The organism is Sphingomonas sp. 28-62-20 (genome assembly GCF_002281505.1).
The window spans coordinates 151,201-173,145 of the sequence record NZ_NCGH01000001.1 but is presented as its reverse complement, the minus strand read 5'-3'; the positions used below and the strand labels follow the sequence as shown (position 1 = coordinate 173,145).

Annotated in this window: 18 protein-coding genes; 7 read left to right on the top strand and 11 right to left on the bottom strand. The window is 66.2% G+C overall.

Annotated features, from left to right (window positions below; translation table 11 throughout):
- Nucleotides 1-11 precede the first annotated feature (11 nt).
- The 3 genes from B7Y43_RS00805 (at nt 12) to B7Y43_RS00795 (ending at nt 3,779) form a co-directional block, all read left to right on the top strand.
- Nucleotides 12-1,265: a serine hydrolase domain-containing protein gene (locus tag B7Y43_RS00805; RefSeq protein WP_374129705.1), complete on the top strand. Its 1,254-nt coding sequence runs from the start codon at nt 12-14 to the stop codon at nt 1,263-1,265.
- Entirely contained in the window at nt 1,262-2,635 is a 1,374-nt protein-coding gene (locus tag B7Y43_RS00800; RefSeq protein ID WP_374129704.1) for an MFS transporter, read from the top strand. Before B7Y43_RS00805 ends, B7Y43_RS00800 begins: the two co-directional genes overlap by 4 nt.
- 88 nt (nt 2,636-2,723) lie before the next feature.
- Nucleotides 2,724-3,779, top strand: coding sequence for an amidohydrolase family protein (locus B7Y43_RS00795; RefSeq protein WP_374129703.1), 1,056 nt, complete (start codon nt 2,724-2,726; stop codon nt 3,777-3,779).
- Between the two features lie 140 nt (nt 3,780-3,919).
- Here B7Y43_RS00795 and B7Y43_RS00790 read toward each other — a convergent pair whose 3' ends face one another.
- Genes B7Y43_RS00790 through B7Y43_RS00770 form a run of 5 tightly spaced genes read right to left on the bottom strand, consistent with a single transcriptional unit; the run spans nt 3,920 to nt 11,276 of the window.
- Entirely contained in the window at nt 3,920-5,257 is a 1,338-nt protein-coding gene (locus B7Y43_RS00790) for a HAMP domain-containing sensor histidine kinase (protein WP_374129702.1), read from the bottom strand.
- Nucleotides 5,254-5,931 carry a response regulator transcription factor gene (locus B7Y43_RS00785; protein ID WP_374129701.1) on the bottom strand — a complete coding sequence of 226 codons (678 nt, stop codon included), beginning with the start codon at nt 5,929-5,931 and terminating at the stop codon, nt 5,254-5,256. The genes B7Y43_RS00790 and B7Y43_RS00785 overlap by 4 nt, the downstream gene beginning before the upstream one ends.
- Nucleotides 5,932-5,935: 4 nt before the next feature.
- Complete coding sequence (locus tag B7Y43_RS00780; protein WP_374129700.1) at nt 5,936-7,312, bottom strand: efflux transporter outer membrane subunit; 1,377 nt, start codon at nt 7,310-7,312, stop codon at nt 5,936-5,938.
- On the bottom strand, nt 7,309-10,410 hold the full coding sequence (locus B7Y43_RS00775) for an efflux RND transporter permease subunit (protein ID WP_374129699.1): 3,102 nt from the start codon (nt 10,408-10,410) through the stop codon (nt 7,309-7,311). The genes B7Y43_RS00780 and B7Y43_RS00775 overlap by 4 nt, the downstream gene beginning before the upstream one ends.
- Complete coding sequence (locus B7Y43_RS00770; RefSeq protein WP_374129698.1) at nt 10,410-11,276, bottom strand: efflux RND transporter periplasmic adaptor subunit; 867 nt, start codon at nt 11,274-11,276, stop codon at nt 10,410-10,412. Before B7Y43_RS00770 ends, B7Y43_RS00775 begins: the two co-directional genes overlap by 1 nt.
- Nucleotides 11,277-11,679: 403 nt before the next feature.
- Between B7Y43_RS00770 and B7Y43_RS00765 the strand changes: the two genes are divergently transcribed.
- A complete protein-coding gene (locus B7Y43_RS00765; protein ID WP_374129697.1) occupies nt 11,680-12,402 on the top strand; it encodes a phosphatase PAP2 family protein in 723 nt (240 codons plus the stop codon).
- On the opposite strand, the gene B7Y43_RS00760 is transcribed toward B7Y43_RS00765, so the two are convergent.
- On the bottom strand, nt 12,353-13,198 hold the full coding sequence (locus B7Y43_RS00760; RefSeq protein WP_374129696.1) for a CoA ester lyase: 846 nt from the start codon (nt 13,196-13,198) through the stop codon (nt 12,353-12,355). The two genes, B7Y43_RS00765 and B7Y43_RS00760, sit on opposite strands and share 50 nt — an antisense overlap.
- Nucleotides 13,199-13,326: 128 nt before the next feature.
- Here B7Y43_RS00760 and B7Y43_RS00755 point away from each other — a divergent pair, with 128 nt between their 5' ends.
- Nucleotides 13,327-15,501 carry a TonB-dependent receptor gene (locus B7Y43_RS00755; RefSeq protein ID WP_374129797.1) on the top strand — a complete coding sequence of 725 codons (2,175 nt, stop codon included), beginning with the start codon at nt 13,327-13,329 and terminating at the stop codon, nt 15,499-15,501.
- Here the strand turns inward: B7Y43_RS00755 and galE are convergent.
- Nucleotides 15,498-16,493: a UDP-glucose 4-epimerase gene (gene galE, locus B7Y43_RS00750; protein WP_374129796.1), complete on the bottom strand. Its 996-nt coding sequence runs from the start codon at nt 16,491-16,493 to the stop codon at nt 15,498-15,500. The two genes, B7Y43_RS00755 and galE, sit on opposite strands and share 4 nt — an antisense overlap.
- 97 nt (nt 16,494-16,590) lie before the next feature.
- Between galE and msrA the strand changes: the two genes are divergently transcribed.
- Nucleotides 16,591-17,139, top strand: coding sequence for a peptide-methionine (S)-S-oxide reductase MsrA (gene msrA / locus B7Y43_RS00745; RefSeq protein ID WP_374129695.1), 549 nt, complete (start codon nt 16,591-16,593; stop codon nt 17,137-17,139).
- A 6-nt stretch (nt 17,140-17,145) separates the two neighbouring features.
- Here msrA and B7Y43_RS00740 read toward each other — a convergent pair whose 3' ends face one another.
- From B7Y43_RS00740 to B7Y43_RS00730, 3 genes are all read right to left on the bottom strand, one after another.
- Entirely contained in the window at nt 17,146-18,738 is a 1,593-nt protein-coding gene (locus B7Y43_RS00740; protein WP_374129694.1) for an ATP-dependent DNA ligase, read from the bottom strand.
- Between the two features lie 5 nt (nt 18,739-18,743).
- A complete protein-coding gene (locus B7Y43_RS00735; RefSeq protein WP_374129693.1) occupies nt 18,744-19,244 on the bottom strand; it encodes a DUF3833 family protein in 501 nt (166 codons plus the stop codon).
- 85 nt (nt 19,245-19,329) lie between these two features.
- Complete coding sequence (locus tag B7Y43_RS00730; protein ID WP_374129692.1) at nt 19,330-19,935, bottom strand: DUF6445 family protein; 606 nt, start codon at nt 19,933-19,935, stop codon at nt 19,330-19,332.
- Nucleotides 19,936-20,039: 104 nt separating this feature from the next.
- Here B7Y43_RS00730 and ung point away from each other — a divergent pair, with 104 nt between their 5' ends.
- Nucleotides 20,040-20,750 carry a uracil-DNA glycosylase gene (ung, locus tag B7Y43_RS00725; RefSeq protein WP_374129691.1) on the top strand — a complete coding sequence of 237 codons (711 nt, stop codon included), beginning with the start codon at nt 20,040-20,042 and terminating at the stop codon, nt 20,748-20,750.
- 57 nt (nt 20,751-20,807) lie between these two features.
- On the opposite strand, the gene B7Y43_RS00720 is transcribed toward ung, so the two are convergent.
- Nucleotides 20,808-21,731: a hypothetical protein gene (locus tag B7Y43_RS00720; protein ID WP_374129690.1), complete on the bottom strand. Its 924-nt coding sequence runs from the start codon at nt 21,729-21,731 to the stop codon at nt 20,808-20,810.
- Nucleotides 21,732-21,945: the final 214 nt, after the last annotated feature.

Here is a 21,945-nt window from a genome sequence, read left to right as displayed (position 1 = left end):
AGCATGGGCGGATGGCAAGGATTAGTTGGTGCCGGATCGCCGGAGGGGTCGTTCTCGCGGTGGCACCGATTGTGCCGACCCAGGCCCAAACGCCGCCCGCCTCGTACACGGACGACGGGCAGGTGCCGCCAGCGGTTCAGCAACTGCGGCGACACCGCGTCGACGCGACGGTCAATGCGCTGACGTTCCGCAACATGGACGAAATCTTCGACACGCGCGTGGTGCCGCGCAGCGGCCCGGTGTGGACGCTGCCGCGCCGAGACGCCGATGCGCTGCCCAGCTACACGTGCGGCTCGACACTTTACCCGGGCGAAGCGTTCATCGACCGAACTTTCACCAACGCGCTGCTGATCATGAAGGATGGCAGAATCGTTTTCGAGCGTCATTTCAACAATGGCGGCGACGGTGATCACTACATCGCCTATTCGATGTCGAAGACGATCACCGCGATGCTGATCGGCATCGCGCTGGACAAGCGGTTGATCCGGTCGATCGACGACCGCGCCGCCGATTACGTTCCCGAACTCAAGAACACCGCCTATGACGGCGTCACGATCCGACAGCTTCTTCAGATGCGATCGGGCGCCGACGTGCGGGAGAATCGCGGCTTGGTGAACGGCCGACCGACGGAGGGGCAGCGCGTCTTCGACGACGTCGTGGTCGCCAGCCGGATGCGCTTCGCCGAGGTTGCCCTCGGGGCGCCGCGTGCGGCGCCGCCAGGGTCGCGGTTCAACTATTCGACCTTCGATACCGCGATGCTGGGCTGGGTCTTGGAGCGCGCCGTACGACAACCGCTCGCGACCTTCATGACCACCTGGCTGTGGGAGCCCGCCGGGATGGAATCCTATGGTTATTTCCTTGCCGACGGGCCGCCGGGTGTCGGGCGAGAAATGAACGGCATGGGCTTCAATGCAACGCTCAGGGATTATGCGCGCCTTGGCCAGTTGATGTTGACCAAGGGAATCGGACCAGGCGGTCGCCGGATCCTGCCTGCGGGCTGGGTCGATCAGATGACGACGATCGTACCCTTCACGCCCGACGGCGAGCGCGCGCCTGGCAGCGGCTATGGCTTTCAGCTCTGGCGGCTCGACGATAGCACCGCCTATGCCGCCGTCGGCCAGCAGGGACAATATATCTATGTCGATCCCGCGACTCGCACGGTGATCGTCAAGCTGAGCTACTATCCCCCGGATGCCGGGCGAGAGGTTGCCGCTGAAGCGGTTGCCTTTTTCCGTGCCGCTGCGCAGTGGACTCCGAAGCCATGATCGCCGCCGTGCGCCCGGCTGCTGACATCGACACGCTTGTCGACGGGCAGCGCTTCGGTGCGTTCAATCTGGGCCTCCTGTTTTGGTCGTTCGCCGCCCTTTTCGCGGACGGTTTCGAGATTTCGTCACTCGGCCTCGCGACGCCGCACCTGATCCGCGAATGGGGTGTGCCCGCGAGCAGCCTCGGCTCGATGTTGAGCGCGAGCCTGGTCGGCATCTTCATCGGCGCGCCGCTGCTCGGCACGCTGGGAGACCGTTACGGCCGTCGCCAGGCGATCATCGTCGGATGCCTGCTGTTCGGGGTTACAACATTCGCGGTTGCCTTCGCGAACGGCGTCCAGCAGATCACCATGCTGCGTTTCCTGACCGGGATCGGCATGGGCGGCGTCATGCCGAATGCGATCGCGCTCAATTCCGAACTCAGCCCGAAGCGGCTGCGGGCGGCGTTGGTCACGCTGATGTTCCTTGGGATCAGTGCCGGCAGCGCCACGCCGCCGCTGGTCGCGCTCTGGGGGATGGCTGACTATGGTTGGCGGCTCATCTTCGTCGTCGGTGGCGCGGTGGCGATTGTCGCCGCCATCGGGCTGTTCTTTTTCCTGCCCGAATCAGTCAAATATTTGCACCGCCGCGGCGGACGCGATACCGAAATATTGCACGTGCTGCGCCGCATGCGCCGCGACGTGGCACTGCCCGACGGCACGCGCTTCGCGCCGCCTCCCGAGCAGCGCGCCGACGACGCGTCGATCCGGGCCTTGTTTCGTGGCGGGTTGGCGCCGGTCACGTTGCTCCTGTGGCTCTGCTTCGCGACTGCACTGATGGCGAACTATTTTCTCAATAGCTGGCTCCCGCTGCTGCTCGAGATGAAAGGCGTGACCGACCGCAATGCAGCGCTCATCGTCACCTGCTTTCATATTGGCGGTACGCTTGGCGGCGTTGCGATGGCGGCGCTGCTCGGCCGGTTCGGGATGCTTGCGGTCGCGGTGCTGCTGCTGCTCGCGACCCCTGCCGTGATCGCCTTCGGTCTGCCGCAGATCCCCGCATTCTGGCTCGGCCTGCTCGCCGGCTTTGCTGGCTTCGCGATCCTTGGCGCGCAGTTTGGCTGTAACGTCACGGCGGGTCTGCTTTATCCCACGCCCTGCCGCGCCAAGGGGGTGGGAACGGCACTTGCCGTGGGACGGATCGGGTCGGTGCTCGGCCCGCTCTTCGGGGCGCAAATGCTCGCGATGAAGGTTCCGGTGACTGTGCTCTTGCTCGCGCTGGCGGGGCCGATGCTGCTGGGAGGGCTTGGCGCACTGGCGATCGGCGTCATCACGCGGCGTCGTACCGGGAGTTTTCGAATCGCGGAGGCCGCCGAGCCCTCCGCTACATAAGCCGGGCTCAGCCCGCCAGACCATCAACCTGGCCCGGTCGTCGTTGTGACCAGGCACCGAGACCAACAAACAAGCACAAGGAACGAGCATGTCGCACGAACTGAACACCGGCGGCGATCGGGGCTACCTCCGGATCGCGACCGAAGAAACATTCGCCACCAGAGGGCAGGTCGATGCCATCCTGCGCAGCCTGCGCGACGGCACGGCGGACAAAGGCATTCGCTCGCTTTGGGGCTTTTACGGCACGAGCCCGTCGCAGCGGGCGACCGAGGTGCTCGACCGCCTGCTCGACCTCGGCACCCAGCGGATCGCGCACATGGACGCGGCGGGCATCGACCTCGCCATCCTTGGGCTAACGGCGCCGGGTGTCCAGCCCTTTCGCGACGTGGCTGAGGCCTGTGCGCTCGCGCGCGACGCCAACGAACAGCTTGCCGCTGCCGTGCAGGCGCATCCCGATCGCTTCGTCGGGCTGACCGCCGTCGCCCCGCAGGATCCCGAATGGTCGGCAGCGGAGATCCTTCGCGGCGCGCGCGAGCTTGGCTTCAAGGGCGCGATCATCAACAGCCATACGCAGGGCCAGTATCTCGATGAGCCGAAGTTCGACCCCATCTTCCGCGCGCTCGCCGAGGCCGATCAACCATTATACCTCCATCCCTCGACGCCACCCGACGCCATGATCGATCCGATGCTCGAGGCCGGGCTCGACGGTGCCATCTTCGGCTTCGGCGTGGAAACCGGCATGCATCTCCTCCGGCTGATCACGATCGGTATCTTCGATCGTTACCCAACGCTGCAGATCATGGTCGGGCACATGGGAGAGGCGCTACCCTACTGGCTCTATCGCCTCGATTGGATGCATCAGGCGGGCGTGCGCGGCCAGCGCTACGAACGCATGAAGCCGCTCCAGAAGACGATCCAGGGCTATTTCCAGTCGAACATCCTGGTAACATCGAGCGGTGTGGCATGGGCGCCCGCCATCAAATTCTGCCAGGAGGTGATGGGGGTGGACCGGGTGATGTACGCGATGGACTACCCCTATCAGTACGAACTCGACGAGGTTCGGGCAATGGATGCCATGGACATGCCGCTGGAGACCAAGCGCAAATTCATGCAGACCAATGCGGAACGCTGGTTCAAGCTGTAAGCACCGATCAGCCCACCGATCGGCCTGACCTGCAACACGTCACAGTAGATCAGATCGGCGACCCCATGGTTTGCTCATGTGGGTGACGGCTAGCCCAGGGCAAACTGTGCCGAGACCGGGTGCACGCAGTTAGACCTCGGCTATCTGCCGTCGATATCGACAGTGATCGAGAAACCGGGGGACGGCTGAACGGCGACGGACCCACCATGCGCCACGACAATCGCGGAGACCATTGCCAGACCAAGCCCGTGTCCGCTGGTCGACCGGCTGCTGTCCGCCCGCACGAAACGCTGGAACACGGTGGCCGCCGCTTCGGGCGACACGCCGGGGCCGTCGTCGGCGACGCTCAACCGGACCCGGGCGGCGATCCGTTCGAGCGAGACTGTCACTTTGGTGCCGGCAGGCGTGTGCACGATCGCGTTGTCGAGCAGATTACTTAGCAGCCGTTGGACCAACCGGCGATCGCCATGAATGATGATGCCCGTGGCGATGGCAGTTGCCAATCGATGCCCGCTGGCTTCCATGGCCGGTCGATAAACCTCGGTGACGTCGGTCACGAGTGCGCTCAGCGCCACGTCGGTGAAATGGGCGCGGGCGCTCATGCCCTCGACCTCGGCGATCCGCAGCAGTGCGGCGAAGATCTCCAGCAAGTCGCGTGCTTCGGTCGCGGCCGCCTCGATCGCTTCGCGCTGGACGGCTCGGTCGTCGCTCGCCAGCGCTTCGTCGAGGCGGTTGTGCAGGCGTGTAAGCGGCGTGCGAAGGTCATGCGCGACGTCGCTCGACACCTGGCGCAGATTGTCCATCAGCCCACCGATCCGGTCGAGCATGCGGTTGAGCGTGGCGGCGACCCCGTCGAACTCGTCGCCGCTGCCAGTGACCGGCACCCGCTGCGTGAGGTCGCCATCGATGATCGCCAAGGCCGTGCGGTCGATCCGGGCCAGCCGCGCGCGCGTGACCGCGCCGACGATCCACGCAGCGGCGATGCCGAGCAACAGCATCGCGCCGAACGCGCCGGCGAACAGCCGCAGCAGCGTGGCATCCATCTCGTCGATGATCCCGCGATCGGCGGCGACAAGCAGCCGGTGCCCGCTCGGCAAGATTGTCGTCAGCGACTGTGCGACGCGGCGCTCGCCATCCGACGTGTAAGGCAGCAGTTCGACATAACCCGGTATCTTGGGCACGCGAGTGTCGAGCTGCCCGGCGACTTGCCGACCGGCGGCATCCACCAGTCGATATGTAAGGCTCGCGGTGCTGCGCGCTGCCTCACGCCGGCGGATCGCCATCGCGATGCCGGTCGGCCCGTCATCGCCCTCGTCAATGAGCGCCTTCGTCTCGGCAGCAATGCGGTGATCGAGTTGCTGTTCGAGCGCCTCATGCGTCGTCTCGAACGCCACGACGCCGATCGCCAGCGTCGCCAGCGCAAACCCGAAGGCGACCAGCGCGACCAGCCCGAATGTGCCGCGCCACCAGCGTGTCACCCGTCGCCCCGGATCATATAGCCCGCGCCGCGCACCGTCTCGATCGGGTCGGTATCGAACCCGGCGTTGATCTTGGATCGCAACCGGCTCAGATGCGTCTCGACGATATTGGTCTTGGGATCGAAGTCGAAATCCCAGACCCGCTCGAGCAACATGGTGCGCGTCATCACTCGCCCGGGATTGCGCATCAGTTCGGCAAGCAGCACGAATTCACGCGGCTGGAGCGCGACGCGGCGCCCGGCGCGCGTGGCTGTGCGGCGATCGAGGTCGAGGACGATATCGCCGACTTCCAGCCGCGCCGGCTGCACCGACGCGACCGGGCGACGACCCAGTGCCATTACCCGCGCGGCGAGTTCGCTGAACGCAAAGGGCTTGACCAGATAGTCATCGGCGCCGCCCTCCAATCCCTCGACCCGGTCGGCAATGCCGTCGGTCGCGGTCAGCATCAGGACGGGCGTGGTGTCGCCGGTAGCACGCAGCGCCTTGACCAGTGAGAGCCCGTCGAGGCCGGGGAGCATCCGATCGACCACCAGCGCATCGAACCCGCCCTCGGTCGCCTGGAACAGCCCGTCGCGGCCATCGGCGCTGGCGACGATCTGGTGCCCCAATTCGGTGAGGCCACGGGCGACGAAGCGGTTGGTGTCGGCGTCGTCCTCGACGATCAAGATACGCATCGCATCATTCTAACGGCGGCGAAGCAGTTCGCCAGCCTCCGCCGAGCGCGCGGAACAGCGCGACTTGCGCCTGAGCGATGGCAAGATCGGACTGGGCGACAGCGAGCGATGCCTGCGCCACCGTGCGATCCGCATCGAGGCGCAGCAGCGGCGCGGCATCGCCTAGGCGCACCCGAGCGGCGGCGCGGCGGGCGGTGAGCCGAGCCTCTTTGTCCGCTTCCGCCAGCGTGTGATTGCGGCGTTGTTCCGCATCATAAGCGGCAAGCGCGGTCTCGACTTCGCGCAGCGCGCGCAACACGGCGACGTCCCAACCGGCAAGTGCAGCACGTTCGCTCGCCCGCGCCTGCGCAAGCCGCGCGCGCGCGGGTGCCTGGTTGGGGAAGGCCCAGCTGACGAGTGGCGAGCCGGTCGCGACCAACCGCCCCGTCAGCAACCCGATCGCGCCGCCCAGATTGACGCGCGGATAGAGATCGGCGCGCGCCACGCCAATGCGTGCGGCGGCGGCAGCAAGGCGGCGCTCAGCCTCGCGAATATCCGGGCGCCGTAGCAACAGCGCTGCACCATCGCCGACAGGCGCGGCGGTGCGCAACTTGGGCAGCTTCACACAGGTGACGGGGTTCGTGCGCGCCTCCGCCGGTGGCCGCCCGGCCAGCGTCGCAAGGCGGAAGCGGGCATTGGCCTGTCCCGCTTCGAGCGGTGCCTGGAGCGCGGTCGTCGAGGCCAGAAGGCTCGTCGCCTGCGACACTTCCAGCGGCGAGACTTCGCCCGCACGCAACTGGTCCTGCGCGACCGACACCGCATCCTGCTGAACCTGTACTTGCTCGGCGACCGCGCCGAGCGCCTGTGTCGCGCCGCACAGCTCGACATAGGCGAGCACCGTTTCCGCCACCACGGCAACCCGGACGCCGTCCAGCGCCGCCTCCTGCGCGGCTGCATCGGCGCGCGCGGCAAGCGCCGCCGATCGCAGCCGCCCGAACAGATCGGCATCCCAGCTCGCGGTCACCGCAAGATCATAATCGGTGGTGGGCACGTTGGATGACGCGCTTGGCTGGCCCGCCGTATTGTCGACGGTCAGTCCGCTTTCAACCGTCGTCTGCGGCAATCGTGCCGCCCGCGCTTGGCGCAGCGCCGCGCGCGCGCCGTCGAGATTGGCATAGGCCACGCGCAGGTCGGCATTGGCGGCAAGGCTCGCGAGCACCAGCCGGTCGAGCACCGGATCGTCATACAGCCGCCACCAGTCGTCGGGCACTGGATCGATCGACGCGCTCGGTAGATCGGCAAAGGCGCCCGTTGCGGTCGGGGGCGCGGTGGTGGGTGGGGGCGAAGGCGCGGTCATGCAGCCGCTCGCCAGCAGCGCCATCAGCGGAGCGAAGCGCTTCACGCCGTCACCGCCTGGGGATGCGCGTCGAGCGCCGGCCGCTCTTGACCGAAGCGTGCGTAAAGCGCGGGCATCAGGAACAGGTTGAGCGCCGTCGACGACACCAATCCGCCCAGAATCACGATCGCCATCGGATGCTCGATCTCATGTCCCGGCGCATTGCCCGCAACCACCAGTGGCAGCAGCGCGAGCCCCGCGCACAGCGCCGTCATCAGGATCGGCACCAGCCGCTCGGCCGCACCACGGATGATGAGCTGCGGCCCGAACGCCTCGCCCTCGAACCGACGGAGATGATCGTAATGCGACAACAGCATGATGCCGTTGCGCGCCGCGATTCCGATCACCGTGACGAAGCCGACCAACGACCCGAGCGACAACACGCCCCCGGTCAACGCCACGCCCACCACCCCGCCGACCAACGCGAAGGGCAAGCTGACGCCGACGAGCGCGGTAATCCGGGTCGAGCGAAACTCCAGCCAAACCAACAGCAGGATACCGACCAGACAGGCAAGGCCAATCGTCCACAACCGCTGACGCGATTCCTGAAGTGCTGCATATTCGCCGAGCACTTGCGGATGGTATCCGGTCGCAAACGGCACCTGCACCACTGCGGCGTCGACCGCGCGCGCGACCGAGCCGAGATCGGCACCTTTCACATTGAGCGTCACATCGATGCGGCGCTGGCTGTTCTCGCGCTTGATCTCGTTGGGGGCGGGCACGACCAGCACATCGGCGACATCGCGCAACCGTACCGGCGCACCGGCTGGGGTCTGGATCATCATGTCGGCCAGCGCATGCTGGTCGCCGCGCACCGCGGGCTCGCCCCACAAAGCGACATCGAACGACTTCTGATCGCGGTAGATCTCGCCGAGCTTCTGCCCCGCCACCAAAGTCTGCGCCTGCCGACGTACTTCGCCCGGTGTCAGCCCGAAGATGACGAGATCCGCGGGGCGCGGACGGATCTGGATCTGCGGGACCAGCACCTGCTGTTCGACCTTGAGATCGGCCACGCCCGTGATGCCAGCAACCCGCCCGCGCACCCGTTCCGCGGCGGCGCGTAGCTCCTCCTGATCGGGGCCGAAGATACGCACGACGATGGTCGCGCCTGCGCCCGACAGCACTTCCTTGATCCGTTCGCGCAAATAGGTCAGCACGTCGCGGTAGAGGCCCGGATAGCCATCGATCGCCGCCTTGATCTTCGCGACGCTGGCATCGTAATCGGCCTTCTCGTCCAGGCTGATCCAGAATTCGGTGAAGTTCGGCCCGACCACTTCGTCGGCGGCCTCCGCGCGGCCGATATGCGCACCGAAATTGCGCACCCCCGGGATCGCGCGCAATTCCTTCGACGCCCGGATGCTGATGCGGTCCATCGCTTCGATCGAGGTGCCGGGCTTTTCGACGAAGTGCATCAGGAAATCGGTTTCGCGGAAATCGGGCAGGAACTGGTCCTTGAAGCCAGCATAGCCGATCCCGGAGAGCAGCAGTCCGCCCGCGACGATACCGAATGCCATGCTTGGCCGGGCGATCAGGCGAGGCAGCGTGTTGGCATAACGCTGCTTCAACCAGCCGACCAAGCGCGTGTCACCCTCCGCCTTGATCGGCGCATTCGGCAACAGGAACAGGCAGAGCGCGGGCGTCACCACCAGCGCGACCAGCAAAGACGCCGCAATCGCCAGCACATAGGCAATCGCCAGCGGCTGGAAGAACGTGCCCGCGACCCCGCCAAGGAAGAAGATCGGCAGGAACACCAACATCACGATCAGCGAGGCGAACACGACGGCCGTGCGCACCTCCAGCGAGGCCGCCAGCACGACGTCGAACGCCGAGCGCGGATTGCCCGCCTCGCGATTGAGCCGCAGCCGCCGCGCGATATTCTCGACATCGATGATGGCGTCGTCGACCACTTCGCCGAGCGCAATCACCAGCCCGGCGATCACCATCGTGTTGATCGTGGCCCCGCTCCACAGCAACATCAGCCCGGCGCCGAGCAGCGACAGCGGGATCGCGACCAGGCTGATCACCGCCTGCCGCCAATCGCGCGTGAACACGAACAGGACGATTGCCACCAATAAGCAGCCGATCATCAACGCGCGCGACAGATTGTCGATCGACCGTTCGATGAAGGTGGCGGGGCGGAAGATCGTCGTGTCGACCTTGACGTCCTTGAGGCCGGGCCGAAGCTCGGCCACGGCGGCTTCGACATCGCGGGTCAGTTGCAGCGTGTTGCCGGTTGGCTGCTTCTCGACGATCAGCATCAGCCCGGGACCATCATCGATGATCGCATTGCCGATCGGCGCGGCAAACCCTTCAGCCACGCGCGCTACATCGCCGATCCGCACCGGTGCGTCGCCGGCAATCTTGACCACCGTGCGCGACAGGTCATCGGCGGTCTGGATGGCGCCCGCCTGCTGCACGGCGAGGCGCTGGTTGGGCATGTCGACAAAGCCGCCGCCGCCAACCAGCACCGCATCGCCCGTCGCGAGCCGCAATTCGTTGAGCGTCACCCCCGCGGCGTTCAGACGGTCGGGATTGGCGAGCACTTGCAGCTGCCGGTCGCGATAGCCCCACACCGCAACATTGGCGACACCAGGCACCGCCATCAGTCGAGGCCGGATCGTCCAGCGCACCAGCTCGGAAAGCTGCATCTGGTCAAGCTTCTTCGACGAAATACCGATCTTCATCGCGCGGCTGGTCGAGGACAGCGGCGGCAGCATTACCGGCGGCCGGGCGGCGCTCGGCAAGCGGCTCTGCACCTGCGTGACGCGTTCCTGCACCAACTGACGCGCGCGGATCACATCGGTGCCGCGATCGAACAGAATCGTCACCGACGACAGGCCGAGCACCGATTTGGAGCGCAAGGTCGCCAGATCGGGCACGCCATTGACGGCGGTTTCGATCGGCACGGTGATGAGGCTCTCGACCTCCTCGGTCGACAGGCCCGGTGCTTCCGTCTGAATCTCGACCTTGGGCGGCGCGAATTCGGGGAAGACGTCAAGCGGCACATCGGTCGACGCGCGCACCCCGAGCACCACCAGCAACACCGCACAGGCAAGCACCAGCACGCGCTGGGTGAGCGCGGCGCGAACCATCCACGCCAGCATCAGTGCGCCACGCCGAACTCGGTGCCGAACAATTCAGCTGCACCCGCCGTGACGACTTCCGCGCCCGGCGTTAGCCCGCGCGAGAGGATCGCCCGGTCGCCTTGTGTCGACGCAACTTCGATCCGCTGGCGGATGAAGGCGCCGGGCGCGGTCTTCGCATAGACCCATTCGCCACCATAGATATCCCGCACGATCGCCGATGTCGGCAGCGACAGGCCATCGTTCGTGCCGCTCGCAATCGGCAGCGTAACGCCGACGCGCTGGCCAACGCGGTAAGCGCGGTCGCGATTGTCGAGCGCGAAATAGAGATCGACCGTGCCGGCCACGGCATTGGCCGATGGCGGTGCCTGAACCGGACGGGCAGCGCGGGCCGCGCCGGTGTCGCCCAGAGGCCGGATCATCGCCGCCCGCCCGCGCTCGACCGCACCGACATCGCTGCCGAATACCGGCACCCGGACCCACAAGGTTGATTGGTCCGCCAGCGACCGAATGGACGGCCCCAACAAACGTCGTTGTGCACGGGCCGCATCGGCAGCAGCCTTAGCGGCGGCAAGGGCGGCTGCGGCTTCGTCTCGTGCGCGAAGACTGCCCGCTTCCTCGCGCACCAGAGCGGCGGCACGATCGAACGCGATCCGCGCGAGCCTAAGCTGCGCCCGCGTTCGCGCAGCCTCGCCATCGGCGGCGACTTGCTGAATACCGAGCTGCTGGAGATTACTCATCGAATTGGTCGGCACGCCGCCGGCGCCAGCGGGCACGACGATCTCGCCGCTCGTCGCGCGCGTCACGCTGGCGCTGCTCGTGCCTGCCCGCACGGTGGTGATGCCCAGCCGCACCTGCGCCTCGCGCGTCAAGGTCAGCCGCAGCAAATCGCTTTCATGCGCGACGGCCTCAGCCTTTGCAGGAGCGGGAGGCGAAGTTGTTGATTTGCTGCCACAGGCAGTCAGCAGACATGCCGCAACTAGGAGCAGGTTCGATCGCGACGGGAACATCATCGCTACCTAACCGCCAGCGATTGGGGCCAGCTTGGTGTGCCTATACCATATCCCAATGTTCGTCCTTCGGCCTGATTAGCAGCCTCGGGATGGAAGAACGACCCGGATCGACGAATGCTGGAGGCGGCGTTCGAACCCGTGCGATCACGGCGGCCAAGAGCAAACCGGCAATGTCGCGGCCCGGCCCAATTAGCTGGCCGGGAATTTTTTGGCCAGGTGGGGAAAATTCGTCTACGAGGCGACGCTTGGCTCAAACTTAGCTGGGGGTTACCATCGCATGCCAGACCCAGCACCGATCGACGACATCCGCCACCCGCCCTGGCTTTTCTATGCCGCCGGCGCGCTGGCGCTGGCGGTGCTCATCATCGCCGTGCTCGGGGCGACGATCGCGCGCGGGCACCAGTTCGCGTTCGACCGCGCGATCATGCTGGCGATGCGCGAGCCCGAGAATATGCGCGTGCCTGAAGGGCCAACATGGCTGAAACAAGTGATGGTCGACGTGACCGCGCTCGGCGGCGAGACGGTGCTGACGATCATCGTCATCATCACCGCCGGCTTTCTCGCGATCCGGCGCCATTGGCTGACCTTCTGGCTGGTGCTCGGTGGCACGATCAGCGGCTCATGGGCAGTGGCGCTGATCAAGACGACGGTCGCGCGCCCCCGCCCCGCGCTGATCGACCATATCGTTCAGGTCTGGTCGGCGAGCTTTCCGAGCGGGCACGCCGCCAATAGCGCAATCATCTACCTGACCGTCGCCTTGCTGCTGATGCAGATCGTCGAGAGCCGGATCGCGCGCTGGTACATGGTTGCGGTCGCGATGCTGCTGGTGATCGTGATCGGCGTCAGCCGCATCTATCTGGGGGTGCATTGGCCGAGCGACGTGCTCGCGGGATGGGGTTTCGGTACCTTGTGGGCGCTGGCGTGGTGGTCGCTTGGGGGCTGGATCAGGCTCAGGCGGATAGAGAGCCGGCGCGCACAAGGAGTGCCTGTGCTGCCTTGAGGTGGGGCGCGTCGATCATATTGCCGTCGAAGCTGAGGGCGCCGGCGCCGGGATTCGCGGCGAACAGATCGACGATCGCGCGGGCATTGGCGATTTCGGCCTCGCTCGGCGAGAAGGCGGCGTTGATCACGGGCACCTGGGTGGGGTGAATCGCCATCATGCCGGTAAAACCATCTCGCCGGCCGCGCGCGGCATAGGCGGCAAGCCCCTCGGTGTCGCGGAAATCGGGATAGACCGTCTCGATCGCGGGCACCCCGGCGGCGTGCGCGCCGAACAGCGTGAGCGACCGGGCGAGTTGATAGGGCGCGGTATAGCTGCCATCGGCCTCGCGCGACGACGACGCGCCGATCGCGGCGGGCAAGTCCTCGGCGCCCCAGGTCAACCCGCACAACCGCTCGCTGACCCCGACATAGCTGCCCATGCTGAAGATCGCTGCCGGGGTCTCGGTCGCGATCGGCAGGATCAGCGCCGGACCGCTCAGCCGCGCCGCCAGCGCGGCGACCGACGCGCCGCCTTCGGCCTTGGGCAGAACGATGCCGTCGGGGCGCGCGGGGAGCACGGCAGCGAGATCGTCATCGAGCAACCCCGAATCGAGCGGGTTGACCCGCACGAATAACATTTGCCGGCGCGGCTCGGCGAGAAAGCCGGCAATCGCCGCGCGCGCGGCCGACTTGGCGGCGGGAGTCACCGAATCCTCGAGATCGAGGATCAGGGCATCGGCCTCGAGCAGAGCCGCCTTCGCCATCCGTTCGGGCCGGTCTCCGGGGACGAAAAGCAGTGAGCGCAAACGAGTCATGGGCATTCCGGCGTTGTTCATCATCGCGCTAGCATGGCCGAGCCGTGGCGCGGAAGCGGTGAATGGGTTTGATACTTTATACCATCACCTCTATTGCGGTGCAGCAATCGAGACAAAGGGATGACATGATGGTGCGATCGATGATGCTTGCCGGAGTAGCATTGGCGGCTTTGCAGGCAAGCAATGCGGCGGCCGCGCCGGCCGATGCGGCGACAGCGGTACCGCCAGCTGCCCTATCGAGCGATCAGCCCGCAGCGATCGACCAGAGCAAGGACATCATCGTCAGCGCCCCGATCGTCCATAGCGAGGCCGATGTGCTGTCGGGCACCTCGGTCGTCAGCGGCCAGGAACTGACCCGCTCGCTGCAGCCGACGATCGGCGAAACGCTTGCGCACCAGCCGGGGGTGTCGGCCACCTCGTTCGGTCCCAATGCATCGCGCCCGATCCTGCGTGGCTTTCAGGGCGACCGGATCCGCGTGCTGACCGACGGCATCGGCTCGATCGACGTGTCCAATACCTCGGTCGATCATGCGGTGATCATCGATCCGCTGCTCGCCGAACGCATCGAGGTGCTGCGCGGACCGGCCGCATTGCTCTATGGCTCGTCGGCGGTCGGCGGCGTCGTCAACGTGATCGACAAACGTATCCCGCGTTCGGTGCCATCGGCCGGCTATCGTCTCGACGGAATCGCCACCTACGGTTCGGCTGCGAACGAACGGACGATCGGCGCGGCAAGCGACGTCAAGCTCAGCGACCAGATCGTGCTTCATGCCGACGGTTCTTATCTCAAGACCGATAATCTACGCATCGGCGGCTTCGCGCTCACCCCCGAGCGGCGCGCCGAGGCGCTTGCCACCAGCCGCCTGCCGCAAACCCCGGCGCCGGGTGAAGATATGATCGATTTTGCCGGCAACGCCGCGATCCGCGGTATCCTGCCCAACAGTGCGAGCGAAACCTGGACTGCCGGTGTCGGTGCCGCGCTGATCACCGACGGTGGCAGTCTCGGTGTCTCCTACAGCCATTATGACAGCCTGTACGGCGTCCCGATCCGCTATGCGACGCTGCCCGGCCAAGGGCAGGAATCGCCGCGCATCGACATCGTCCAGAACCGGCTCGACATCCGTGCGGCGGTCGATACCGGCGGCGACGTGTTCAAGGAAATCCGCTTCCGCGCGGGCGCCGCCAATTATCGCCAGTTCGAGTTGCAGCCGAACGGGGCGATCGCCACCACCTTTCTCAACAAGGGGTTCGAAGGCCGACTCGAGCTCGTTCAGGCGCGGCGCGGGCCGTGGCTTGGCGCGTCGGGCGTGCAATTTTCCAATCGCGAGTTCAACGTGATCGGCGACGAGGCGTTTCTGCCACGCAACGCGACCGCGCAGACCGGGATCTTCACGCAGCAACAGCTCGATTTCGGCAAGGTCAAGATCGAGGCGGGGATTCGTTATGAGGTTACCGATGTCGACTCGCGGGCGCTGCCGGGCGACGCCCGATTCTTCAACGGGGCACGGCATTTCGAGGCACTTTCGGGCGCGCTGGGGGGCTCCTATGCGCTCAGCGACTCGGTGCGGATCGGCGTGAACCTCTCGCACACCGAGCGGGCCCCCTCGGCCGAGGAGCTGTTCGCCAATGGCGGCCATGCGGGTACGCAGGCCTATGAGCTTGGCAATCCCAATTTCCGTATCGAGAAAAGCGACGGGATCGAGGCGACGCTCCATGTCCATGGCGACGGCTACAGTCTCGACGGATCGGCCTATTACAACACATTCGCCAACTATATCTCGGACAATCAGGCGCCGCAGAGCGTGTGCGAAGCCGCCGCCGCGGCCAGCGGCCGGACCGTCGATCTGCCCTGTTTCCAGTCGGCCCAGGCCGATGCCCGATACTATGGCTTCGAGCTCGACGGCTCGGTGAAGCTGGCGCAATGGGGCGCCTATGCCGTCAATGTCGACGCGCTGGGCGATTATGTCCATGCGACGATCGTCGGCCAGGGTCCGGTGCCCCGCATTCCGGCAGGGCGGGTGCTCGGCGGGATCGAGGCGCAATCCGATTTGCTGAGCGGCCGGATCGAGGCCGAGCATGTCTTCGCACAGAATCGCGTCGCCGCATTCGAAACCCCGACCCGCGATTATACGCTGGTCAACGCGTCTCTTTCGCTCAGCCCGTTCGCCAGCAAGAAGACGACGCTGACGCTGAGCGCCAACAATCTGTTCGATGTCGATGCGCGGCGCGCGGCAAGCTTCCTGAAGGATTTCGCCCCGCTCGCCGGGCGAGACATCCGCCTCACTGCGCGCTTCAGCCTCTAGCCGCGCTCGGCGAGCGTCCGTTCCCAGGCGAGCGCGTGCGCGACGATCGTATCGAGATCGTCGAGCTTGGGCCGCCAGGGGAGCGTGGCCAGGATCGTGCTGTTGTCGGCGACGAGCGCATCGGGGTCGCCCGCCCGGCGGCCCAGATTGCGGCGGTCGATCGTCCGGTTGGTGACGCGATCGACCGCATCGAGCACGTCGTTGACCGAATAGCCGCGGCCATAGCCAGCATTCATGATGTGGCTCTCGCCCGGCCGAGCGATCAGCAGGTCGAGCGCATCGACATGCGCTGCGGCGAGATCGCTGACATGGATATAGTCGCGCACGCCGGTGCCATCGGGGGTCGCGAAATCGGTGCCGAAGATGCCGACATGATCGCGCTTGCCCGTCGCCGCCTCGACCGCGACCTTGATCAGGTGCGTGGCGCCCGCAGTCGACTGGCCTGACCGTCCTTGCGGATCGGCACCCGCCACGTTGAAATAGCGGAGCGCACAGAAGTTGATCGGATACGCGGCAGCGACATCCTTGAGCATCGCCTCGGTCATCAGCTTGGACATGCCATAGGGATTGATCGGAACGGTCGGGCTGTCCTCTCGCACCGGCACGACTTCAGGAATGCCATAGGTGGCGGCGGTCGACGAGAAGATGAAATGCGGCACCCCGCACGCGACCGCGCTTTCGATCAGCGCGCGGCTGGCGACGGTGTTGTTGCGATAATATTTGAGCGGATCGCTGACCGATTCGGGCACCACCACCGATCCGGCAAAGTGCATCACCGCGCGCACGTCATGCGCGCGCATCGCGCCGCGAACCTTGTCGTCATCTTCGATATTGGCCTCGACCAAGGTCGCGCGCGGATCTACCGCCCAGGCGAAGCCGGTGACAAGATTGTCGACGACGACCACCGGCCATCCCGCGTCGAGCAGCGCGAGCACGGCATGGCTGCCGATATAGCCAGCGCCACCAGTGACCAATATCGAACCCGTTTGCATCATCGCCGCTCCCGTTTGTTGGGTCCGCCCTAGCAACGGCGATTGTCTCGCGCGAGCCCATGCCTATCTAGGTGGAGAGACAATTGAGGAGTGGGTGATGACGACCGAGATCGCGACCTTTGCTGGGGGATGCTTCTGGTGCACCGAAGCGGTGTTCAACGACGTGATCGGCGTCGAGAAGGTCGAGAGCGGCTATATCGGCGGATCGGTGCCCAATCCCACCTATCGCCAGGTGTGCGGCGGCGATACCGGCCATGCCGAGGCGATCCGGATCACCTTCGATGCCGATCAACTGAGCTATGGGGACCTGCTCGACATGTTTTTCGCAACGCACGACCCGACGACGCTCAACCGTCAGGGTAATGACGTCGGCACGCAGTATCGCTCGGCGATCTTCCCGCATTCGGACGAACAGCGCGAAGAAGCGATCGCGGCGATCAAGCGCGCATCGGCCGATTGGCCGGCGCCGATCGTCACCACGATCGAACCGCTGAGCACTTGGTACGTCGCCGAGGATTACCATCAGGAATATTGGGACGGCGAAGGCCAGCGCAATCCGTACTGCATCGCGGTGATCCCGCCCAAGCTCAACAAGCTGCGCAAGAGCTTTGCTGCACGGTCGAAATCGGCGCAGGCGGTGGGGTAAGAGGCCTTACGTCACCAGCCGTTTGAGCCCAGCGATCGTATCGGCCTCGGCCGCCGGCTTATCGGTCCTGATCCGGGCGATTCGGGGAAAGCGCATCGCGACGCCCGATTTGTGGCGCGTCGAGGCGTGGATCGAGTCGAAGGCGATTTCGAGCACCAGCGTTTTTTCGACCTCGCGCACCGGGCCGAAGCGCGCGAGCGTGTGATCGCGCACGAACTTGTCGAGCTGCTTCAATTCGTCATCGCTGATCCCCGAATAGGCCTTGCCGACAGGGAGCAGCGCCCCGTCTTCGGTCCAGCAGCCGAAGGTATAGTCGGAATAGAAGGACGAACGCCGGCCGCTGCCGCGCTGGGCATACATCATGACGCAATCGGCGGTGAGCGGGTTGCGCTTCCATTTATACCACAGCCCCGTCCGCCGCCCCGCGACATAGGGGGCGTCGCGCCGCTTGAGCATGACCCCTTCGATCGCGGCATCGCGCGCGCCCTCGCGAATCGCCTCGAGCGCGGTGAAATCGGGCGCATCGATCAGCCGGCTGAGATCAAAACGTTCCGGATCGAGCACGCCTGCAAAAGCCTCGAGCCGCGCGCGCCGTTCGGTCCAGCCGAGCGCGCGCAGATCGGCCGGCCCGTCGAACAGGACATCATAGAGCCGGACAAACGCCGGATAAGCCGACAGCATTTTCGCCGAGACGAGCTTGCGCCCGAGCCGCTGCTGGAGCGCGTTGAAACTCGCCGCGCTGCCGCCTTCGTCGTCGCTGCCCTGCGCCGCGCCCTTGACCATCAGTTCGCCGTCGACGACGCCCGGGGTGACGAAGCTGGCGGCGATTTCAGGAAAACTGCGGGTGATGTCGTCGCCCGCGCGACTGTAGAGCCTGGTTTCGCCGCCGACATGGACGATCTGGACGCGAATCCCGTCCCACTTCCATTCGGCGGCATAGTCATCGAGGCTGACGCGCAAATCCTCGAGCGGATGCGCGAGCATGAACGGGCGAAACACGGGCAGATCGTCCGCGAGCGGCTGATCGGCGCGCCCCTCGGCCCAGGCGAACAACGTCGGATAGGGCGGCTCGAGCCCGTGCCAGACTTCCTCGACGGCCTCGACGTCCAGCCCGAAGGCCTCGGCGAGCGCGGTCTTGGCCAGCCGCGCCGACACGCCGATCCGAAGCGCCCCCGTCGCCATTTTGAGCAGCGCGAACCGCTCGGCGGGGGTGAGCCGATCGAGCATCGCGGCCAGCGCCGGCGGGGCCTCCGTGCGCGACAGGCTGCTGAGCGTGCCGACGATGTGGTCGAGCGTCAATGGCGGGCCGTGCACGACCGCGACCGTCGGATCGGGCCAGAGCAAGGATACCGTCTCGGCGGTATCGCCGACATAGTCGCGGCTCATCCGGAACAACACCGGATCGACCCGCGCCTCGATCAGCGCACGGATCACCGCCGGTTTGATCGCTGGCATGTCGAGATCGCCGGTCAGCGCCGCCATTGCCCAGCCGCGATCGGGATCAGGCACGGCGCGCAGATAATCCGCGATCAGCTTGAGTTTGGCGCGCCGCGACCGCGTGTAGATCAGCGAATCGAGCAGGGCAGCGAAGCGGCGCACCTCCGTCAGCCGGCGGGATCGATCTTGCGGATCGTCTCGTCGAGCACCGCGAGGGTCAGGCCGAATTTGCGGACCACCATGATGTTGTGCGCCGATTGCCCATCGGGCGCGAGCGTCAGCCATTGCTGCGCGTGCATCCCGCCCTTCATCCCGAAGCCGAGATGCAGCCGGTTGCCGGTGACCTCGCCGATGACGGGGCTCGTCGCATCGCTGAGCGTGCCCGCATAGCGGTTGGGGCCGGTTCGGCGGATCAGCCAATGGCGTTGGCGCGGCGGCTTGTCTCCCTCGAAGACGGTCTGATCGAGCACCAGCGCGCCATCGGCGTTGATGCTGCCGAGGCTTTCGACCCGCACCGGCACCGCCGATCGGAAGATCACCTTGAGGGAGGCGGTGCCTTCGCTCCGGCCGCTGAAAAAATCATTGGGGACGAAGGCCGGGGCTGCCGCCACCGGGCCGATCCGTGGCGTGGCGACGCACCCGGCCAGCGCGAGCGCCAAGATGGGCATTACGGGCAAGTGTCTTAGAGCGGGCAAGGTCATTATTGGTCCCTGGATCTCGACTTGGCGGACGGCACTTTCGCCACCGCTCGCATCAACGCGCTGCAAAGAACATCAGGTGCACCAACCGGCCATGATCGGCGGTTTCGCCGAACCCGGGCGCCGCATTGTGGAACATCCAGGGCGAAAACAGGATCAGCCGGTTGTAGCGCATCGGCGCCGTGAAGCTCTTTTCCCACTTGCCGGGCTTGAGCGTGTCGGCATTGACGACCTCCTCGATCAGCCGGTTGGGATCTGCATAGCCGATCGCCGCCAGCGCATCGGGATCGGTGACGATGCGATCGAGCCCGGTGCGGCGATGGCGGAAGAAATCGGTGCCGCCGCGGCAATCCTCGGGCCGACTGAGATAGAGGATGCCCGAATAGAAGCACGGATCGACATGTACCCCCGAAATCCCGCGATCGCCTTTCAGCGTCAGCCGACAGTGGCCGTGGCTGGTGCCGGGCGCGGGCGTGAGCGGAACGCCAACCAACCGCCCGACCGTTTCTTCTAGCCCGGCGATGACGAGCGGACGATCGGACAACAACCCGGGGTAATTGCCGTGCTTGAGCGCGGGATCATAATCGAGCGCGAGGGCGGCGCGGCGCGCCTCGGCCGGGTTGGCGAGGAAATCGTCGATCATCAGGAACGCTGGCAGCATCGGCACAGGCTAGCGCAGCGACCCGGCCTTGTCGCCCATCCATGCGCCGGGACGATTGACGGCGGCGCTGCGGTCCGCGCATCGTCGACGCGAAGGAGGTACTGATGGCGGATGGCAAGCCAAGAGTGGCGTTGGCCGAGAGCTGGCGCGCCCCGCTCGCGACCGAATTCGAGCAACCCTATATGACCGTGCTGCGCGCGTATCTCGTCGCCGAGAAGGCGGCGGGCAAACGGATCTATCCGGCGGGCAGCCAATGGTTTCGCGCGCTCGATCTGACCCCCCTCGACGCTGTCCGCGTCGTCATTCTCGGGCAGGACCCGTATCACGGCCCGGGCCAGGCGCACGGCCTGTGCTTCTCGGTGCCGCCCGGCGTCCGCCCGCCGCCGAGCCTCGGCAATATCTTCAAGGAGCTCAAAGCCGATCTCGGCATCGAGCCGCCGCGCCATGGTTGCCTCGAAAGCTGGGCGCGGCAGGGCGTGTTGCTGCTCAACAGCGTGCTGACGGTGGAGATGGGGAAGGCCGCTGCACACAAGGAGCGCGGCTGGGAGCGTTTTACCGATGCCGTGATCAGGCTGGTGGCGGCGAAGAGTGATCCCGTCGTCTTTCTGCTGTGGGGCAGCTATGCGCAGAAAAAGGCGGCTTTCGTATCGAGCGTCGCGGCGGGCGGCCACCATCTGGTGCTCAAGGCCGCACACCCGAGCCCGCTCTCGGCGCACAACGGCTTTCTCGGCTGCCGCCATTTTTCGCAGGCCAACGCGTTTCTCGAGCGACACGGACGCGCCCCGATCGACTGGACGCTGCCCCCGGTGGGATGAGCCGATGCTCCGGCACGCCCCGTTTGCCTCGTCGAAGCGCTCCCGGGGTGCGCCGCGCTACATGCAGGGCGGCGCCGCGCAGCCATAGAGCCCGCCTTCGCCGCCGATCGGAGTAACGCGCGGCGGCGGGGGCGGCGGCGGGCTGTCGCTCGATCGATTGCGATTGCGATCGAGATCATAATCGTCGGGGCGGCTCGGCTGGCTGCTGCTCCCGCCGCCACTGGTCATCAGCCCGACCGCGCCGGCGACGAAATTCTGCTGCGAGAGCGAATGATAGAGCGGGCGGCAACTGCCGGCCTGGTCCCAGAATTCGAGGCAATCGAGCGCGCCGTCGCGGACGCGGACGCGCACCCACCCGGTCCCGCTGGCGAAACCACTGAACGAATAATTGCCCTGCGCGGTATAGGTCGTGTGCGCCTTGTTACTGGTGAGGTAGCGCGCGCCGTGCATCGAGCCGCGCTGGTAGCGATTGGCCATCCACGACTGCGAATCGGCCTCGACGATGCGATCAAGCAGCGTATCGAGCGAAATGCCCAGCGCCGCGGTGGTAAAGACGAGCGGCCCTGACGATCGCATCGCGGTACCCGTCGAGACCGGCTCTGGACGCGGATCAGGGCGCGCCGCCGCGGTCGCCGCTCGAGCATCGGCGGCCCGTTGTGCTTCGGCCGCCTGAGCGACGGCAAGCGCCCGTTGGCGGGCAGTTTCTGCGGCGCGCGCCTCGGCGGCCGCCCGCTCTTCGGGGAAGGTGGCCTCGCGCATCTGCTGGACACGCTGGGCAAGCGTCAGCCCCGAACAGAGCGGGCGATCGTTGAGCGGTCCAGTGTTGATCGTGAACGATCGCGCCCGGATCTGCGCGCCGATCGTCGCATCGATCTCGGCATCGGTGAGGCAGCCGGTTGCCGCCCCGGCGGGTACGTTCGGCGCGGCGATCGCTACCGCTGCGCTAGCTGCCACTGCAACGCATGCCAATCGCCGCCCCATGCTCGTCCCCCGATTCGGTCGCACTCCAACGTACCACATTCGGTGCCGTCTCGCGCCGGCAAGATCGCCCATTTGCGTGGCGGCGCACGTCTTGGCGGCGCATCGGCACCGCCAAACCCGCTTCGCGGCAGGCACGCACGCGCCCGATGGCACGCACGGACAAAAAGGGCGACCGCCAGGCCGCCCTTTTGTCTTCAGGTCATTGGGTTCGCGG

Excerpts from the sequence above, each read along its gene's own strand:
- B7Y43_RS00805 (WP_374129705.1), top strand. The coding sequence starts at position 12 with ATGGCAAGGATTAGTTGGTGCCGGATCGCCGGAGGGGTCGTTCTCGCG.
- B7Y43_RS00800 (WP_374129704.1), top strand. The coding sequence starts at position 1,262 with ATGATCGCCGCCGTGCGCCCGGCTGCTGACATCGACACGCTTGTCGAC.
- B7Y43_RS00795 (WP_374129703.1), top strand. The coding sequence starts at position 2,724 with ATGTCGCACGAACTGAACACCGGCGGCGATCGGGGCTACCTCCGGATC.
- B7Y43_RS00785 (WP_374129701.1), bottom strand. The coding sequence starts at position 5,931 with ATGCGTATCTTGATCGTCGAGGACGACGCCGACACCAACCGCTTCGTC.
- B7Y43_RS00775 (WP_374129699.1), bottom strand. The coding sequence starts at position 10,410 with ATGCTGGCGTGGATGGTTCGCGCCGCGCTCACCCAGCGCGTGCTGGTG.
- B7Y43_RS00765 (WP_374129697.1), top strand. The coding sequence starts at position 11,680 with ATGCCAGACCCAGCACCGATCGACGACATCCGCCACCCGCCCTGGCTT.
- B7Y43_RS00760 (WP_374129696.1), bottom strand. The coding sequence starts at position 13,198 with ATGACTCGTTTGCGCTCACTGCTTTTCGTCCCCGGAGACCGGCCCGAA.
- B7Y43_RS00755 (WP_374129797.1), top strand. The coding sequence starts at position 13,327 with ATGGTGCGATCGATGATGCTTGCCGGAGTAGCATTGGCGGCTTTGCAG.
- galE (WP_374129796.1), bottom strand. The coding sequence starts at position 16,493 with ATGCAAACGGGTTCGATATTGGTCACTGGTGGCGCTGGCTATATCGGC.
- msrA (WP_374129695.1), top strand. The coding sequence starts at position 16,591 with ATGACGACCGAGATCGCGACCTTTGCTGGGGGATGCTTCTGGTGCACC.
- B7Y43_RS00735 (WP_374129693.1), bottom strand. The coding sequence starts at position 19,244 with ATGCCCATCTTGGCGCTCGCGCTGGCCGGGTGCGTCGCCACGCCACGG.
- B7Y43_RS00730 (WP_374129692.1), bottom strand. The coding sequence starts at position 19,935 with ATGCTGCCAGCGTTCCTGATGATCGACGATTTCCTCGCCAACCCGGCC.
- ung (WP_374129691.1), top strand. The coding sequence starts at position 20,040 with ATGGCGGATGGCAAGCCAAGAGTGGCGTTGGCCGAGAGCTGGCGCGCC.
- B7Y43_RS00720 (WP_374129690.1), bottom strand. The coding sequence starts at position 21,731 with ATGGGGCGGCGATTGGCATGCGTTGCAGTGGCAGCTAGCGCAGCGGTA.